At 36.9% G+C, this 17,384-nt stretch carries 18 protein-coding genes; 9 read left to right on the top strand and 9 right to left on the bottom strand.

Annotated elements, in window-relative coordinates:
• Positions 1 to 44 precede the first annotated feature (44 nt).
• The 3 genes from FNW07_RS08660 to prfA all read right to left on the bottom strand — a co-directional run bounded on the left by FNW07_RS08660 (position 45) and on the right by prfA (position 3,024).
• Entirely contained in the window at positions 45 to 827 is a 783-nt protein-coding gene (locus FNW07_RS08660) for an ABC transporter substrate-binding protein (RefSeq protein ID WP_126742804.1), read from the bottom strand.
• A gap of 7 nt (positions 828 to 834) precedes the next feature.
• A complete protein-coding gene (gene pyrF / locus FNW07_RS08655; RefSeq protein ID WP_126742805.1) occupies positions 835 to 1,656 on the bottom strand; it encodes an orotidine-5'-phosphate decarboxylase in 822 nt (273 codons plus the stop codon).
• 291 nt (positions 1,657 to 1,947) lie between these two features.
• Positions 1,948 to 3,024 (bottom strand): peptide chain release factor 1, encoded by a 1,077-nt coding sequence (gene prfA / locus FNW07_RS08650; RefSeq protein WP_126742806.1) that lies wholly within the window; start codon positions 3,022 to 3,024, stop codon positions 1,948 to 1,950.
• Between the two features lie 425 nt (positions 3,025 to 3,449).
• Here prfA and FNW07_RS08645 point away from each other — a divergent pair, with 425 nt between their 5' ends.
• The 5 genes from FNW07_RS08645 to FNW07_RS08625 all read left to right on the top strand — a co-directional run bounded on the left by FNW07_RS08645 (position 3,450) and on the right by FNW07_RS08625 (position 7,406).
• Entirely contained in the window at positions 3,450 to 3,998 is a 549-nt protein-coding gene (locus FNW07_RS08645) for a PepSY-associated TM helix domain-containing protein (RefSeq protein ID WP_126742807.1), read from the top strand.
• A 188-nt stretch (positions 3,999 to 4,186) separates the two neighbouring features.
• Entirely contained in the window at positions 4,187 to 5,287 is a 1,101-nt protein-coding gene (locus tag FNW07_RS08640) for a cytochrome-c peroxidase (protein WP_126742808.1), read from the top strand.
• A gap of 57 nt (positions 5,288 to 5,344) precedes the next feature.
• Positions 5,345 to 6,148, top strand: coding sequence for a hypothetical protein (locus tag FNW07_RS08635; RefSeq protein ID WP_126742809.1), 804 nt, complete (start codon positions 5,345 to 5,347; stop codon positions 6,146 to 6,148).
• A 22-nt stretch (positions 6,149 to 6,170) separates the two neighbouring features.
• The gene (locus tag FNW07_RS08630) at positions 6,171 to 6,458 is read left to right on the top strand and encodes a cytochrome c (protein WP_126742810.1); all 288 of its coding nucleotides are present in this window, start codon (positions 6,171 to 6,173) and stop codon (positions 6,456 to 6,458) included.
• 114 nt (positions 6,459 to 6,572) lie between these two features.
• Entirely contained in the window at positions 6,573 to 7,406 is an 834-nt protein-coding gene (locus FNW07_RS08625; RefSeq protein WP_126742811.1) for an alpha/beta hydrolase, read from the top strand.
• 76 nt (positions 7,407 to 7,482) lie between these two features.
• Here the strand turns inward: FNW07_RS08625 and FNW07_RS08620 are convergent, their stop codons facing one another.
• Positions 7,483 to 8,946 carry an aminoacyl-histidine dipeptidase gene (locus FNW07_RS08620; RefSeq protein ID WP_126742812.1) on the bottom strand — a complete coding sequence of 488 codons (1,464 nt, stop codon included), beginning with the start codon at positions 8,944 to 8,946 and terminating at the stop codon, positions 7,483 to 7,485.
• Between the two features lie 85 nt (positions 8,947 to 9,031).
• Between FNW07_RS08620 and FNW07_RS08615 the strand changes: the two genes are divergently transcribed.
• Positions 9,032 to 10,093, top strand: coding sequence for a DUF3810 domain-containing protein (locus FNW07_RS08615; protein ID WP_126742813.1), 1,062 nt, complete (start codon positions 9,032 to 9,034; stop codon positions 10,091 to 10,093).
• An 81-nt stretch (positions 10,094 to 10,174) separates the two neighbouring features.
• Here the strand turns inward: FNW07_RS08615 and FNW07_RS08610 are convergent, their stop codons facing one another.
• From FNW07_RS08610 to FNW07_RS08600, 3 genes are all read right to left on the bottom strand, one after another.
• A complete protein-coding gene (locus FNW07_RS08610) occupies positions 10,175 to 10,531 on the bottom strand; it encodes a cupin domain-containing protein (RefSeq protein ID WP_126742814.1) in 357 nt (118 codons plus the stop codon).
• 200 nt (positions 10,532 to 10,731) lie between these two features.
• The gene (locus FNW07_RS08605) at positions 10,732 to 12,036 is read right to left on the bottom strand and encodes an NAD(P)/FAD-dependent oxidoreductase (protein ID WP_126742815.1); all 1,305 of its coding nucleotides are present in this window, start codon (positions 12,034 to 12,036) and stop codon (positions 10,732 to 10,734) included.
• A gap of 113 nt (positions 12,037 to 12,149) precedes the next feature.
• Entirely contained in the window at positions 12,150 to 13,520 is a 1,371-nt protein-coding gene (locus FNW07_RS08600) for a S9 family peptidase (RefSeq protein ID WP_126742816.1), read from the bottom strand.
• Positions 13,521 to 13,800: 280 nt separating this feature from the next.
• Between FNW07_RS08600 and FNW07_RS08595 the strand changes: the two genes are divergently transcribed.
• Both FNW07_RS08595 and FNW07_RS08590 read left to right on the top strand, forming a co-directional pair.
• The gene (locus FNW07_RS08595) at positions 13,801 to 14,295 is read left to right on the top strand and encodes an RNA polymerase sigma factor (protein ID WP_126742817.1); all 495 of its coding nucleotides are present in this window, start codon (positions 13,801 to 13,803) and stop codon (positions 14,293 to 14,295) included.
• Positions 14,296 to 14,300: 5 nt separating this feature from the next.
• Complete coding sequence (locus FNW07_RS08590; RefSeq protein WP_126742818.1) at positions 14,301 to 14,897, top strand: hypothetical protein; 597 nt, start codon at positions 14,301 to 14,303, stop codon at positions 14,895 to 14,897.
• A 1-nt stretch (position 14,898) separates the two neighbouring features.
• Here FNW07_RS08590 and FNW07_RS08585 read toward each other — a convergent pair whose 3' ends face one another.
• Both FNW07_RS08585 and FNW07_RS08580 read right to left on the bottom strand, forming a co-directional pair.
• Entirely contained in the window at positions 14,899 to 15,714 is an 816-nt protein-coding gene (locus FNW07_RS08585; RefSeq protein WP_126742819.1) for a 1-acyl-sn-glycerol-3-phosphate acyltransferase, read from the bottom strand.
• 50 nt (positions 15,715 to 15,764) lie between these two features.
• Positions 15,765 to 16,403: a CoA pyrophosphatase gene (locus tag FNW07_RS08580; protein ID WP_126742820.1), complete on the bottom strand. Its 639-nt coding sequence runs from the start codon at positions 16,401 to 16,403 to the stop codon at positions 15,765 to 15,767.
• Between the two features lie 104 nt (positions 16,404 to 16,507).
• On the opposite strand from FNW07_RS08580, the gene FNW07_RS08575 reads away from it, so the two are divergent.
• Positions 16,508 to 16,942, top strand: coding sequence for a DUF4268 domain-containing protein (locus FNW07_RS08575; protein ID WP_126742821.1), 435 nt, complete (start codon positions 16,508 to 16,510; stop codon positions 16,940 to 16,942).
• The last annotated feature ends 442 nt before the right edge of the window (positions 16,943 to 17,384 follow it).

Raw genomic sequence — 17,384 nt, 5'->3', positions numbered from 1 at the left:
CTGACACTTAATTCTTCTGAATTTTTGAATAAAAAACTATTGTTTTAATGAAGCAATTTAAAATACTCGAAAGCCTTTAAAATCCTACTTCCATACCATGAAAACATTTCGCCATCAACGAAAACGGTTTTTGCATGTGTATATCGCCCGATTTCAAGAGCGTGCTCTTCTTTAAAAGGGAAAGGCTCGGAAGACAGCAAAATCAAATCGGAATTTCCCTCGAGACCAATTTTTTCCAATTCGATTTCCGGGTAGCGTGATTTGCTTTCATAAATATTCTGAAAATGATTCAGTTGCAGCATTTCATTGATAAAATTATCCGAACCGGCAACCATATAGGGGTTAGCCCAAATAAAATAAGCTGCTTTTTTAACGGGTATTTCTTGGATGAAATTTTGGAAATTACGATACGCAAAATCAATCTTGTCAATCCAAATTTGCGCTTCTGTTTCGCAATTCAAAAGTTGTCCAAAGTCGGAAATCATTTGTAGGTTATCTTCATAAGTAAGGATGTTGGTTACCCAAACCGGACAAATCTGGCGTAATTCCATTACCATGTCGAGCGTGTTTTCCTCTTTATTGGCAATTATCAGGTCAGGGTTTAATTCCCTTATTCTATCGATATGCACTTTTTTTGTACCTCCGATTATTTTTTTGATGGATTTAAGATGAACCGGATGGACACAGAATTTGGTTAGCCCAACAATTTTAACTTCCTGACCTAAATCATACAGCAATTCGGTTTGGGAAGGCACCAATGAAACAATCCGTTTTGGAGCGGATGCAAATGAATGTGAAGTCCCAAGTTGATCGATTAGGGTTTTCATATGAAAACTAGGCTCTGTTATTTAATATCGCTTGCATTTCCTGTTGCATTTTCAGGGCTTCTTCTCTTGCTTTTTCAGCAAAATCAATTCCGTTGCTAGCATAAATAATGCCGCGTGAAGAATTAATTAACAAACCAACATTCGCACTCATTCCGTATTTACAAACTTCTGAAAGACTACCGCCCTGCGCTCCTACTCCGGGAACCAACAGAAAACTGTGCGGAACAATCTTACGGATATCGGTGAAATGTTCCGCTTTGGTCGCTCCAACAACATACATCAGGTTGTGACTATTTTTCCATGTTTTGGAAGTTTCCAAAAGCTGTTTGTATAATTCTTTTCCATCGACATTCAGCGTCTGGAAATCGAATGCGCCTTCATTGGAAGTTAAGGCCAACATAATCGTGTGTTTGTTTTCGAAAGCAAGAAACGGTTCTATACTGTCTTTTCCCATATACGGAGCCACGGTCACGCTGTCGAAATTTAAATCTTCAAAAAAAGCTTTGGCATACATCGAGGAAGTGTTACCGATATCACCGCGCTTGGCATCGGCAATAGTAAAAATTTCGGGATGTTTTTCGTTGATGTAATTGATGGTTTTTTGCAAAGCCGACCAGCCTTTCATGCCATGCGCTTCGTAAAAAGCCGTATTGGGTTTGTATGAAACAGTCAAATCGTGTGTGGCATCAATAATGGCTTTATTGAATGCGAAGATAGGATCTTCCAATTCCAAAAGATGTTTGGGTATTTTATTTAAATCGACATCGAGACCGATGCAGAGAAATGATTTTTTTTGCTGGATTTGCTGTTGTAGTTGTTGTGTTGTCATTGTTTTAAAAAGTTTAAAGTTTAAAGTTTAAGGTTACTTAACTTTGAACTTAAAGTTGTGTTGATCTTTTGTTTTTCAAACTTAAATAAAAATGCGCAAATCTTCATTCTTTAGCCCGGATGGAACGGAAAATCCTTTTCTTTTTTTCTTTAAAAGAAGAAAAGATTACTTCACTATACTTTAATTTTCATAAGAGTTCAGTGAATTTCATTTGGGATGACAGCGGGACATCGAAGATTCAGCGAAGCTAAATAGCTCCAAAAAAAAGCCTCAATAAATGAGGCTTGTATTTTAGAAAGTTTCGCTGGCTTCTTTCAATTTTTCCATATTGTTAACCAATTGAAGTTCATCAACCAGTTTTTGAATTTTACCATTCATAACTCCGTCCATATCAAAAATATCCATACCAATTCTATGGTCGGTTACACGACCCTGGGCATAATTGTAGGTTCTGATTTTTGCAGAACGGTCTCCCGAACTTACCTGAGAAGTACGTTTTGTAGCATCTTCCGCTTGTTTTTTGGCCAATTCCTGTTCGTATAAACGGGAACGCAAAACTCCAAATGCTTTGTCCTTATTTTTATGCTGCGATTTCTGATCCTGACATTGCGCTACCAATCCCGTAGGAATGTGCGTTAAACGCACGGCTGATTTGGTTGTATTTACCGATTGTCCACCAGGACCTGATGAACAGAAGAAATCCACACGAACATCATTCATATCAATCTGAACATCGAATTCTTCGGCTTCCGGAAGCACCATAACGGTAGCTGCAGAAGTATGCACACGGCCTTGGGTTTCGGTCTGCGGGACACGTTGTACACGGTGAACCCCAGCTTCGAATTTTAATGTTCCGTAAACATCTTCTCCGGTGACTTCAAAAATAACCTCTTTGAAACCACCTGATGTTCCCTCACTTACATCGACAACTGAAGTTCTCCAACCTCGGTTTTCGCAATATTTGGTATACATACGGAATAGATCCCCGGCAAAAATACTGGCTTCGTCCCCACCGGTACCGGCACGGATTTCGACCATTACGTTCTTAGCATCTTCAGCGTCTTTCGGAATCAGCATGAATTTGATCTCATCTTCTAATTCCGGTAATCTTTGTTTGGCTTCATCCAGTTGCATTTTGGCCATTTCGACCATATCTGCATCACTTCCATCAGCTAATATCTCGTTGGCTTCATCAATATTTGCCAACAAAACCATATACTCATCGCGTTTTTCAACCAGAGCTTTAATGCTTTTATATTCCTGATTCAGTAACACATAACGCTTTTGATCCATGATAACATCGGGCTGAATAATCAAATCCGAAATTTCATCAAAACGCTGTTTTACATATTGAAGTTTATCTAACATATTCTTTAATCCTTTATTTGGAGTGCAAAATTACGAAAAAATACTTTATTTATTTTATTAAAATGATGTGAAGGTGCTTACTGAACTTAATGCGTCCGTTAAAAAGCACCAGAAAAGCCAATAGAATCAAGTCTTTCGTAAAATATTAATTACCAATAGATTAGAAATTATTTTGAATTATTATTAATATTTAGTCTAAATAAGCGTTGTGATTGTAAAATTGTTTTTTATTTTAGCATCGTTATTTTTATTTAACTAAACAATATATCAATGTAAAGTTTCCGCTCGACCCAATTATATAGGTGACCGATTTGTTGCTGGAATGATTGTATTTAAAATTACCGCAACGCCACCGGTTACTACTTGTTAATTCAATTGCTCCGTGCCAGGTTATGGCATCTGTTAAATATAAACTATAAAAAAAAATGAAACTCATCAAAGCAAGAAATCTTCACCGTGACTTAGGTTATTTTTATATCGGATTAATCATCTCGTTTGCGTTCTCGGGAATTCTTATGAACCACAGAGAACATTGGCACCCTGAAAAATATACTTATGAAACCAAAGCCATCGAAGTAAAAATTCCTGCTGAGAGTGAAATCAACGAAAAATACGCTGAAGATTTAGGGAAGCAATTGGGGATTGATGATAAATTTCGCCGTCACAATGTAAGAAAAGGAACTTTTAAAATTTCATATGAAAAACACGATGTTGAAATCGATATGGAAACCGGAAAAGGTGAAGTGGTCTCTTTCATGAAAACGCCTTTTATCAGCCAAGCCATGAAATTGCATAAAAATGAGTCTAACTGGTGGATTTATTATTCCGATATTTTTGGAATATCATTAATTACCATCGCGATTACCGGAGCCATTATGATTCCTGCAGGCAAATTCACCTTCAAGCGAAGAGGCTGGAAACTGGCCATTGCCGGATTGGTTTTCCCTTTATTGGTTTTATTCTTATTGGGTTAAAAATATATTTACTTTGCATGAAAGCGCATCTCTTTTTTAGTGGATGCGCTTTTTTTATTTGTAATTTCAAGAATTCCATACACTTAAAAAAATATGCCGAACGATTATTAGTATTTAGTCTAAATAAGCCTTGTGGGATTAAAATACTTTCATATTTTTGCATCGTTATTTTTAATTATTCCAAATAAATGAAAAGAAAATATCTTTTTATTCTCACGCTTTCTGGATTATCTTTCACGAGTTGTTCAGATGAAACCGAATATAACCCCATTTCAGATGACAAAGCCACTTTAGGCAAAGAAATCTTTTTTGACACTACTCTCTCAGATCCAATTGGTCAGGCTTGTGCTTCTTGTCACGCACCCGAAAATGGATTTAGCGACCCATTACACAGATCGGTGTCACAAGGAGCCATTGCAAATATTTTTGGCAATAGGAATTCCCCGAGTCTTTCCTATAATGTATTTGCTCCAAATAGATATTACAATACAGAAGACGAAACTTTTGTGGGCGGATTATTTCTCGACGGTCGTTCGCCAGATTTGAAGGATCAGGCCGTTCACCCAATGTTGAATCCATTGGAAATGAATAACGCTTCCATACACGAGGTAATCGTAAAAATAAAACAAGCTCCCTATTATACTAAACTTTTAAATCTATATGGCGAATCTGATTCCGATACTGAACTCATGGGATTCGTTGCCGATGCGTTAGTAAAATTTGAAACATCAAACGAAGTCAATTCGTTTACCTCAAAATACGACTATTACTTGAAGGGAAGAGCTACATTGACTTTGGAAGAAAAGAAAGGCTTGGTTTTATTTGAAGGGAAGGCAAAATGTGCACAATGCCATGTTACGGAACCTGATCCGATTCAAAAGAAAGTATTGTTTACCGATTTTACTTACGACAATATTGGTGCGCCAAAAAATATGAACAATCCATTTTATTCGCAATCTCTAACCGTAAATCCGGCTGGAACTAATTTTATCGATATGGGTATTGGTGCAGTTGTGTCTCAAAATGTCCACAATGGAAAGTTTAAAGTTCCAACCTTACGAAACATCGCCGTTTCTGCTCCTTATTTTCATAATGGTTCGCTCTTAACACTGCAACAAGTCGTACGTTTTTATAACCGAAGAGATTTGAATACAGGCGAATTTGCTCCTGCTGAAGTAAGTCAAAATGTGAATACAGATGAATTGGGTAACCTAAATATGAGTGAAGAGGAAGAACAAAATTTAGTTGCTTTTCTGAAAACATTGACCGACGGTTATCATAGGCCTTAAAAAAAATAATTCAATAATAATTATAAATATATTAAACCCAAATTAAATTTTAATACCATGAAAAAAAGTTTTTTAATAGCAAGTTTTTTACTTCTAAGCGCAATGAGTATGATGGCTCAGGACAGAATTTTCAATTACACATACCAAAGTGCCGTTTTGAATAAAGGACAAAAAGAATTGGAAGTTTGGACTACCGTTTACGAAGGAAAACAAGATTATTACAGACAAATCAAAAACAGAGTCGAATATGAAGTAGGTTTAGGAAAAAATTTACAAGTAGCCTTTTATTTAAACTCAAAACAAAAAGCTTTTTTTGACGATGTAACAGGAGAAATTGTAATGGATGCCACTGAAATCTCATTTTCAAATGAATGGAAATATAAATTTTCTGACGCTGTAGCGAACAAAATTGGATTTGCCGGATATGCTGAATTTACTGTTGCTACAGACGAATTGGAAATAGAATTGAAAGCTATACTAGACAAAAAAATTGGTCGTACCATGCATGCGATGAACTTTACTTTTGAGCCAGAATGGGAAACTACCGTTAAGGACGGAAAAGTGGCTACCGGAACAGAATTAAAATATGATGTGAATTATGGTTTTTCATACAACATCAATAAGAATTGGAATCTTGGTGCCGAAATCATAAACAGAAACGTGTACATAAAAGAAGATCAATTTACACATTCTGCTTTATTTGCAGGACCTACCGTTGCTTACAATATGGACAAATTCTGGATTAACGTATCTGTTTCTCCTCAAGTTGCCGGTTTAAACAATCCTGATGGAAAATCTGGCTTAAATGTCGATGAGTTTACCAAAATGGATGCCCGTCTAATCTTTTCATATTCTTTTTAATACTTTTGCATAAAAATAAAAAATGAAAAAAATCATTCATTATTGTTACTTTTTTGTCCTTTTTTCTTGCTCAACGCAACTTTACATTCCTGTGGAAAGTACAGATACTACTTCTATAGTTGAATTAAAGCAAGGAAGACAAGCTTATGTGAACAATTGTGCCAGTTGTCATCAATTGTATTTGCCGAATAAGTTTGACAACAAAGTCTGGATGGACAATTTGAATGAAATGCAAGCACGGGCAAAAATCACGGATGCTGATAAAAAGTTAATTTATCAGTACCTGATTAACGCGCCCAAAATAAAATAAAATTATTTTTATTATATTTTCAGAGGTCAAAATAAAATCCAAAAAACGCATTTGAATTCATCTCAAATGCGTTTTTTTGCGTATATCTAAAACACAAACTAATTCATCTCCACTATGAGAATCTTTCTGGCTATATCCGTTTTCTGTTTTTGTTTTTTATTCCCTGGCTGTGCCGTGAAAAAATATGAAAATATACCGTACGTAGCGTCTAAAACTACCGGAAAACAGCAGCCCACTTTAAACATTTATACTCCGAGAAATTCCAAATTAGTGAATAATCCTGTTTTAATTTTCGTCCATGGTGGCAATTGGAATTCCGGAAATAAAAAAACGTATTGGTTTTTTGGAAGAAATTTTGCAAAAAAAGGAGTTACAACCGTTATCGTTGATTATACTTTGAGTCCAAAAGCCAATTATGATGATATGGCCAAAGAAGTAGCGACAGCGGTAGAATGGACCAAATCTAACATTTCTGAATACAAGGGCGATCCAAAATCTATTTTTCTGACTGGTCATTCTGCTGGTGGTCATTTGGTCGCCCTAGTGGCAACGAATCCGAAATATATTCAAGACAAAAGCATTATAAAAGGAATTATCTTTAATGATGCTGCAGGTTTAGATATGAATCATTATCTGGAAGAAAATCCTCCATCGGAAAAAAATGATTATCTGACCACATGGACAGCAAATCCGGAAAATTGGAAAGACGCCTCACCTATTTATTTTATAGATAATGACACGCCTCCCTTAATGATCTATATGGGAAGTAAAACTTATGAATCCATAAAAGTGTCCAACACCAGGTTTTTAGGTCAATTAAAATCTTTCCAGCCTAATGTTAAACCCATAATTTTAGAAAAAAAACACATCCCCATGATTACGCAATATCTTTTTCCGTACAGTAAACGATTTAAAGAAATAAAAGCGTTTATCGAAACCCATAAATAGTTTTAATCTAATGTGATTTCAGAAAAAAACCTCGTTGATTACTAAACGAGGTTTTTTTATCCTAAATTATAAATTTTTACTTCTTTACCGGAATATTTTTTAAAATCTCCAATACAAATTTCCAGAATTTTTGAGAAGAGGAAACACTTGCTCTTTCATCCGGAGAGTGCGCGCCATGAATAGTCGGGCCAAAAGAAATCATATCCATGTCCGGATAATTGGTTCCTAAGATTCCACATTCCAATCCGGCGTGACAAGCCACAACTTTTGGTTTATCTCCATTTTGTTGTTCATAAATAGAAACCAGCACATCTAAAATTTCCGATTTAACATTTGGAGTCCATCCCGGATAAGAACCGCTAAGAGTTACTTCGCAGCCACATAATTCGAAAGCCGAACGCAAGGCATTGGCCAAGTCCATTTTTGATGTTTCTACAGAAGAACGTGTCAGACATCCGATAGAGATTTCGCCGTCCTTAATAACAACACGAGCGACATTATTTGAAGTCTCCACTAGATCCTCCATATCGGCACTCATGCGGTAAACCCCATTATGTGCTGTATACAACGATCTGATGATACCTTCCTGAACACCCAGATCCATCACTTTTTTAGGCAAATCGCATTTCACTATTTCAATGCTAAGATTCGGTTCCGTGGTTTTGTATTCGATTTTGATATCATTGATGATTTCCTGCATATCAAAAATATAGGCTTCATCGAACATTTCAGCAATGATAACTGTTGCGACACTTTCTCTTGGAATAGCGTTGCGCAAGCTTCCACCATTGATTTCAGCAACTTGCAGACCGAAATTTTCAAATCCGTCAAACAACAATCGGTTCATGATTTTATTGGCATTTCCCAAACCTTTGTGAATATCCATACCGGAATGGCCGCCATTTAAACCTTTTACAGTAATCGTGTGTCCCACGGAACCTTCGGGAACTTCTTCCTCATTATAACTTCTGGTTGCAGTCACATCAATTCCTCCTGCACAACCGATATCAATTTCATCGTCTTCTTCCGTATCCATATTTAAAAGGATGTCTCCTTTCAGAATGCCGCCTTTTAAATTCAAAGCGCCAGTCATCCCAGTTTCTTCATCAATTGTAAATAAAGCTTCCAAAGCTGGGTGCGGTATATCTTTGCTCTCTAGAATTGCCATAATAGCGGCAACTCCCAAACCATTATCGGCTCCAAGCGTAGTTCCTTTGGCACGAACCCAGTCACCATCCACATACATATCGATTCCTTGTTTGTCAAAATCAAAAACAGTATCGGCGTTCTTTTGGTGGACCATATCCAAATGCCCCTGCAAAACCAGCGCTTTGCGATTTTCCATTCCCGAAGTGGCCGGTTTACGGATGATCACATTTCGGATATCATCTTCAAAAGTTTCCAATCCTAAACTGGTACCGAAGTTTTTCATGAATTCAATCACACGGTCTTCCTTTTTAGAAGGACGCGGCACGGCATTTAAATCGGCAAATTTGTTCCAAAGCTGTTTTGGTTCAAGGTTTCTTATTTCCTGGCTCATGTTTTTTTGTTATGTTTCAACAAAGGTACATTTTTATGAAAAATAAATGCTTTAAATTTGTTTCTTTACTATTTTAAACTACAAAATGAAAAGAAAATTCATTCTTCCCCTTTTACTATTAATTCAAATTGTATTGGTAAAGATATTTTCCTTTTTTCCTGAATTTGTGGAGGGATTTTATAGCAATGGTCTTTATGTTGGAATTTCCCGCTTTTCGAGAATAGCGTTGGGTCCCATTCCGTTCTCTGTTGGTGACTGCATTTATTTTATTGTGATTTTTTTCATTTTAAAATGGTTATGGCAGAAGCGAAAATCATGGAAATCGGAATGGAAATTGAATGCTTTGCGAATCTTAAGTTGTCTCTCCGTATTTTATTTTTTGTTTAATATTTTGTGGGCGATGAATTACCACCGCGTCCGTTTGTTCGAGAAAATGGAAATACAAAAGGATTACAGCGATGCGGATTTGCTGGTTTTTACCAAAAAACTGATTGAAAAGACCAATGCCATTCATAATCAGATTGAAAAAAATGATCGTTTTAAAATTATTTTCCCTTATACCCAAGAACAGGTTTTTGCAATGAACCTGAATGGATATCAATCGCTTTCCCGTGAATATCCTTTTTTAAAATACGAAAAACCCAGCATTAAAAAATCACTGATCAGTTTGCCTTTGACCTACATGGGATTTAGCGGATATTTAAATCCGTTTACAAATGAAGCCCAGGTTAACGATATGGGTCCGATGTATAATTTCCCAATGACCAGCTGTCACGAAATGGCACATCAATTGGGTTATGCTTCTGAAAGTGAGGCAAATTTTATTGGTTTTTTAGCTTCCATAAAGAATGAAAACGTTTACTTCCAATATTCGGGTTACAGCATTGCCCTTCGCTATTGTCTACGGAATTGGAAAATACGTGACGAGAAAGTGTTAAAGCAGTTGCTAAAAACTATTCATCCGGGAATCCTTGCCAACTATAAAGAAAGTGAAGACTTTTGGGACCAATATGAAACCTTCATTGAAACGGGCTTTAAAATATTTTATGATAATTTCCTAAAATTCAATCAACAAAAAGACGGATTGGAAAGTTACAGTAAATTCGTAAACCTGATGGTAAATTATTATAAGAACAAGGAAGTGTAACCTGAGAAAGTAAATACATCAAATAAAAACTCCTAAAACAATAAATTTCAGGAGTTTAATTTCGAGAATACACTTTCAATTTTACTGCTTAATTTCTGTTACGATGACGGTAAAAGGTTTTGTGCCAACATTAGTTGTTTTGTGAGTTACAGCATCTGACCAACCCACCTGACCAGCTTTTAGTTCAATAGTAACGTCATCTTTCCCTTTTATTTCTGTTTTCATTTTTAAGTTGGTTACTGCATAAACGGAATACTGTGGATGTGAATGCCAGTCAGCAACAGCTCCCGGAGCAAAAGTCACTTCAGCTACATTCACTTTGTCGTTATCGGTCAGAACTTTTTTAGTAACTCCTGGCCATTCTTCTTTTTTGTCTTGTGCATTTACTGTCTGTACGTTCATAAATACTGTAAACGCAAGTACTGATAGCATCATCATAATTGATTTTTTCATTTTGTTTAATTTAAATTTACCTACTCTATATAGTTTTCGGCATCCCATTCACTTTCAAAAAAATTGTTTTGGGTCTATTTAAATTCGTTCTATGAAATTTGGGTAGTTTAAACGAAATATATGCTTAGCTTCTAATTTATTAATAATCATAAAGTTACGAAAAAAAAACCTTATTCCCCTCAAAACTAAATCTCATCATTCGTAAACGTAGTGAAACTTTTCTTTTTAAAGGGCCGGATAATCAAGCGTCCTTCGCGGTCGAAACGGATGTAGTTATAGACCCAATTCAAGAAAACCACTGCTTTATTCTTAAAGCCAATCAATGAAAAGAGATGGACAAACATCCATACAAACCATGCAAAAACACCACTGAAGTGAAACTTTGGCAAGTCGACAACCGCTTTGTTTCTGCCGATGGTTGCCATAGAGCCTTTATCATTATAAACAAATGGTTCCATTTCCTGCTTGTTCATTTTTTTAATGATATTTTCACCCAATAACCTCCCCTGTTGCAAGGCGGGTTGCGCCATCATAGGATGCCCCACTGGATTGTTTTCCTCAATCATACAAGCGACATCGCCTACCGCAAAAATGTTCTCAAAACCTTGCACCTGATTGTATTGATTGACCTTGATCCGTTCCGTTTTTTCTACCACCGAATTGCCATCCAAACCAGAAACTACCGCACCATGAACTCCGGCTGTCCAGATTACGGTGGCAGTATCGAATAATAAATCGGTATTGGTGGTAATAATTTTACCGTCATAACCGGTAACCCGAACATTCTTATTGACCTTCACACCTAATTTTATCAGAAATTCTTCCGCTTCCGCAGATGATTTTTCGCTCATCGTGTTAAGAATCCGGTCTCCACTTTGGATCAGGTTGATTTCCATTTTTTTGATATCGAGATCGGGATAATCTTTCTGCAGAATGGCATTTTTCATTTCGGCCAGAGCTCCTGCCAATTCAACACCTGTTGGTCCGCCACCTACCAGACAAAAATTTGTCAAACTGCGGCGTTCAGTGTCGTCATTGGTCAATAAGGCCTGCTCGAAATTTTCGAGCACCAGACTTCGAATATTTAGCGATTGCGGAATGGTTTTCATCGACATGCTGTTGCGTTCGATTTCCTTATTTCCGAAATAATTTGTTTTGGAACCAGTGGCTATAACTAAATAATCATATGTCAATTCTCCAATATCAGCGAGGATTTTATTGTTTTTAGTATCAATATCAGTAACACGACCCAGGCGGAAATAAAAATTATTGAACCTCTGTATTACTTTACGAATGGGATACGCAATAGAGCCGGCTTCGAGTCCGCCGGTAGCAACCTGATACAGCAAAGGCTGAAAAGTATGGTAATTGTGTTTATCGATAAGGACTACCTGTGCTTTTTTATTTTTCAGTTTTTTTGCCAGCGCAAGACCTGCAAAGCCTCCTCCGATAATTACTATTCTGGGTAAATCCGTTTTAGGAATATTCATATGGTGCTACTTCTATTTGTCGTTATAAAAATACAAAAGAATTCCCTTACAGCCATCTTCTAAAAAATAAAACCCGACATACAGCCGGGTTGTAATTTGGTTCCTGATCTGAATTATTTGGTTTGCTGTAAAATCCAGTTGGACATTACGTCCAGGGCTTTTGGTGAAATGGTTTGCTCAATTTTGGAATATTCTTCGAATGCACCAGTGCCCGCTTCCTGAAACAGATGATTTAGGCCTTGTAATTCCACCGTTTTAAATTTTTTGTTCTTTCCTTTCAGCAGGGCAGTTTCGATTGCTTTCAGATTGGCGGCTGAAGGCACCTGAAAGTCCAATGAACCATTAATGGCCAGAACCGGGCATTTTACTTTGGATAGATTTTCAGCAGGATTGTATTTAATGAAATATTGGAACCATTTGCCGGACATCATTTGGACCTGATTTTTCACTGCTTCATCGGATAAATTGGACATTGTCATTTTTAAATACGCCGTCAATTCTTTTTCCAGATTTTCAGGGGTACTGTTCTTTATTATTGCATAGATGGATTTATTCTTTTCGCTGCTCACTTTAATCTGTTCGTCACTCATGCCAGATAATTGGGCCATTCGTGTATTTTGTTCCACCATTAATTCATCGATTGGGGTGCCGGGTCCGGCCATTAAAACAATGAAGCTGATATCTTTGGAGTTCGCCGCAACAATCGGAGCAATCATTCCGCCCTCACTGTGACCGATCAGTCCAATTTTTTTGGGATTGATATTGGACTTCGTTTTCAGGAAGTCAACTGCAGCCAGAACATCATTTGCAAAATCCTGTGTGGTACTGTTACCGAAAGAACCCGTTGATTTACCAATTCCACGATCATCGAAACGCAATACCGCGATTCCTTTCTTAGTCAGGTCGTCTGCAATTACGGCGAAAGGTTTGTGCTCGAAAAGTTCCTCATTTCGGTCTTGTGCTCCCGAGCCTGTGATTAAAATGACCACGGGAAATTTCCCTTTTGTTTTAGGATACGTTAAGGTACCAGCCAGCGTAATCTTATCTATTTTATTTTCAAAAAACACTTCTTCCTGTTGGTATGAAAAAGGTTCTTTTGGCGTTTGCGGTCGGTTTAGCGGCGCTTTTTCGATTGGTTTTTTGGTTAATTTTAATGGAAGTTCCATAGCTCCTTGGCGAAAGGTACCCTCAATTGCAGAAAAGTCAGCGTTAGGCATTCCTTTATAGGTTATTTTTGCATTTGGCAGCTCGAAGTTGATGGTATTGGATTCGAATGTGGTAGTAGCAACCGGAATTCCAAAAGCCTTTTGATCCGGACTGTCCATGGTAGAAACGAGCTTACCATCTTTATTGGCTACGTGAAATACCAATTTTAATTGGGTTCCCTGAACTTCCAGCATTCCGTTCCAGTTACCCTCAATGGTCTGTGCAAAATTCAGAACGGTGAATAATAGTATAGAAACTGTAAAAATAATTTTTCTCATGAATTGGTTTATTTGAAATTAGACTACATATACTTTTGTAAAGGTAATCCAACAAAAGGTGCTGGACAAAGTATTTTTTTATGTTTTTTCGAAATTCAGAACATTTGAAAACAGGCACAATATTTCCTCGTTAGCCCTGATGGAAGTGGCATCCCGCGCTTGTTTTTCGCGGATATAACGGACAGCAGGACCAGTAGTAATTAAAAAACCGAAAGTTGCTGCTCCAAAAAATAAAAACCCTATTTTGTAACAAATTAAGCATTAGCCACACTACTATCATATGAGCGGAGATTTAGAGCAATCGTTTGTGCAGCAGCTGCGGGAAAACCAGAATATCATCCACAAGATTTGTCGGCTGTATACTTCTGGCGAGGATGCGCATAAGGATTTGTTTCAGGAAATTACGATTCAGCTTTGGAAAGCGTTTCCAAAGTTTCGGGGCGATTCTAAATTTTCGACTTGGGCATACCGTGTGGCACTGAATACGGCCATTACGCTGTACCGGAAAAATACCCGATCGGTTGCGACAGTGGATTATAAAAAGCAACAATTCTTTATCAGTCAGGACGAATACAATTTTGAGGAGGAAGAACAGCTGAAACTGATGTATCAGGCGGTTTACCAACTCAATGACATTGAAAAGGCATTGATTTTCATGTATCTGGAAGATAAGGATTATGCGGAGATTTCGGAGACTTTGGGTATAAGTGAGGTGAATGCGAGAGTGAAAATGAACCGGATTAAAGGAAAATTAAGAAAAATATTAAATCCCTAGAGATTATGAAAGAGCTGGATTTATTGAAGAAAGACTGGAAAAAGAATGCCAATTCATTTGAACAGGTAACAGAATCGGATATTTATAAGATGTTGCATCAAAAATCATCTTCCATTGTGAAGTGGCTTTTTATTATTAGCATCATTGAATTTGTGTTTTGGACCGTCATTTATGTGTATCAGAATGACGCCAAATACCATATTCAATTGCGCAAATACGGCGTGGAAGAGTTGATGTTCTGGATTAACGTATTTAATTATGCTGTGCTGATTGTGTTTATCTATCTGTTTTATAAAAACCACAAAACCATTTCGACCACCGATACGATTCATCAATTGATGGAAAATATTCTGAAGACCCGAAAAACGGTTCGCTATTATATCTGGTACAATTACATCATGCTTTTTACTAGTTATGTAATCAGCGGTATCATTATAATGAAATACAGCAAAGAGAGCGTACGGATGGAGCACATCACGACGTTGTTAGTAAAATTTACGCTGTGGTCATTGGCCTTTTGGGTGTTTTACCGAATTGTTTATGGTATCCTGTTAAAGAAATTACACAAGAATCACCACGAGTTGGAGAAAATAGATTTATAGGCTAATGATTAGGCTTCCATTGGCGTAATCGGTTCAGGTCCTTTTGGGTTTCGATCTCTTCCGTCCGAATTACTTTTAGAAAAGATGGGTGTTGCTCAATGGCATATTCCACTTTTTCAACAATCTGCTCGATGGTATCATTGTCGTAATCAATTTTCAATGGTTCTTTAATGATAAAAGACTGAAGAATGCCTTTCTTCTTCATTCGGAATCCCTTTTTATCAAATGCACGACGGAACCCATCGATGACAATTGGTACAACAATCGGTCGGTGTTCCTTTATGATGTGGGCCGTTCCTTTCCGCACCGGTTTAAAAGACTTGGTGGTTCCCTGCGGAAAAGTGATAACCCAGCCATCGGCTAAGGCCACTTTAATATTTTCGGTATCGTTAGGGTTTACTTCCCTTTTTTCGGTCACATCTTTGCCTTTGGCTCGCCAAGTTCTTTCGACTGTAATAGCACCTGCATACGAAAGGATTCGAGGCAGTAAGCCCGCCTGCATCGTTTCCTTAGCAGCAACATAATAAATGTTCAGTTTCGGATTCCACAGATAAAGTACGTTCTTAATATTATCTTCGCGACCTTTCAGACTTGCGTTAAAAACATGAAACATAGCGACTACATCAGCAAAATAAGTCTGATGATTGGCTATAAAAAGTACATTTCGATCCGGCAGCGATTTTATAATTTCAGAACCCTCAATGTGTAATTCGTTAAATCCCCGGTATCGACGATGTGTGGCAATTCCGAAAAACCGGATAAGCCATTTTTTTAGAAAAAGGATGTGACCAAAAGGATTTCTTTTGAATAAACCCATAAGACGTTTATATTAAAAAAGTAAGCGGCAAATTTACGAAAACCCGTAAGTTAAAAGACTCTTTTGAGGACTTCTTTTAATTCACTCATCATCATGGCAGTAGCTCCCCAGACATAATGTTCCTTGATTTTGAAAGCTGGAACTTCAATATCATCGGCATATGAAGTATTCATACGTTTCATTACAATATTGTCTTCGTTCATAAACTCAAAAATGGGCAGCTCAATAATACCTGCCACTTCATCTTCCTGTTCGGTAAAGGTTAATTCCGAGTGGGAAATTCCAAGGAAGGGGGCCACAAGAAAATTACTTGGCGGAATATAAATTTCACTGAAAGCTTTAATGACTGTTATCTTTTCAGGATGCACCCCTATTTCCTCATGGGTTTCGCGTAAAGCGGTATGGGCTAATGAGGCATCTTCCAATTCAACTTTTCCGCCTGGAAATGCAATTTGAGAGGAATGAATACCTGGATAGGTATTTCGGACAATTAAAACGAGGTGCGTTTGTTTGTTTTTGGGGTAAAAAAGCATCATTACCGCTGCTTTTCGTGGATTTTTATCATAATAGTGTTCCTCTGACAAAGAAGAAACCCGTTCCAGGGGTGCCATTTTCATGTGAGCATCCGCGGCGAGAAGCTTTTCTTTCTCTATTTTTGGTACATATTTTAAAAAATCGGCAAAATCCATAATCAAAGCGTATTTTTACAATCTAAAATAACTATAAATATAGCTCAGAAAACGGTGATTTGCAAATTTAAAAAAGTCATTTACTAAAATATTCCCGATAAAAAATGTACAGTAGAGAAGAAAACCAACGTTTAAAAAGAGAATTCTGGGTCGCGTTCGCTGAAAAGTATCCCCGAAAATGGCTTTTATATGATACTAAAATAAAAGATTTTTCATTTAAGTTTTATGTAGAAAATACAAAAGCCCAAGTTTTGTTAGACATCGAGCACCGTAACGAGATAAAGCGTCTTCAATATTTTGAAAAATTAACATCTTTGAAGAACATTCTCGAGGAAGAATTTATTCCGGATTTGGTTTTTGAGAGGAACCATGTATTGGAAAATGGAAAAATAATAAGCAGGGTTTGGGTAGAAAAGTTAAACGTGAGTGTTAGCAACAGAAAATATTGGGACGAAATTTTCGCTTTTTTCTTTGAAATGATGAGTGCGTTGGAGTTGTTTTATGCCGAATATGATGAATATATTAAGGATATCGAGTAACGATCGCCTCGCTTTCTTTATATTTTTCTAATCTTAAGATCTTTATATTAAATTAATTGCCTAATTTAGAATTGAAAAAAATTTCAGTTTTGAATTAGGCTTTTTTTTATAACTAACAAATAGTCCGGTCATTAAAGAGAAAATTAAAATAGTTAAAAATAAAGTACACGATAAACTACATCGTGAGCCTCCCTATTATATTCATCCAAAATTGAAATTTATACCTAACATAATTGTCAATTTAGTGAGTTTCGTAATGTCTGTAGCTGTTATGGCAGGAGTTCTTTACTTGATTATCCAGTATTTAGCTAACCGGTTCTATCATTTAAAATAGATTTTGGCGTGCCCCCAAGGGTCGGGCTTTTTGCTGTATCCACGCCAAAAAGCGTGGGATGCCGCTGCAATCCCTCACGCGAACAACATTTAAACAAGAAATCCCCAT

It is taken from the genome of Flavobacterium sp. GT3R68 (genome assembly GCF_007109225.1).
In the GTDB taxonomy this organism is placed as follows: Bacteria; Bacteroidota; Bacteroidia; order Flavobacteriales; family Flavobacteriaceae; genus Flavobacterium.
Note: the sequence above shows the minus strand (reverse complement) of the source record. Positions and strands in the feature narration are given on the sequence as shown.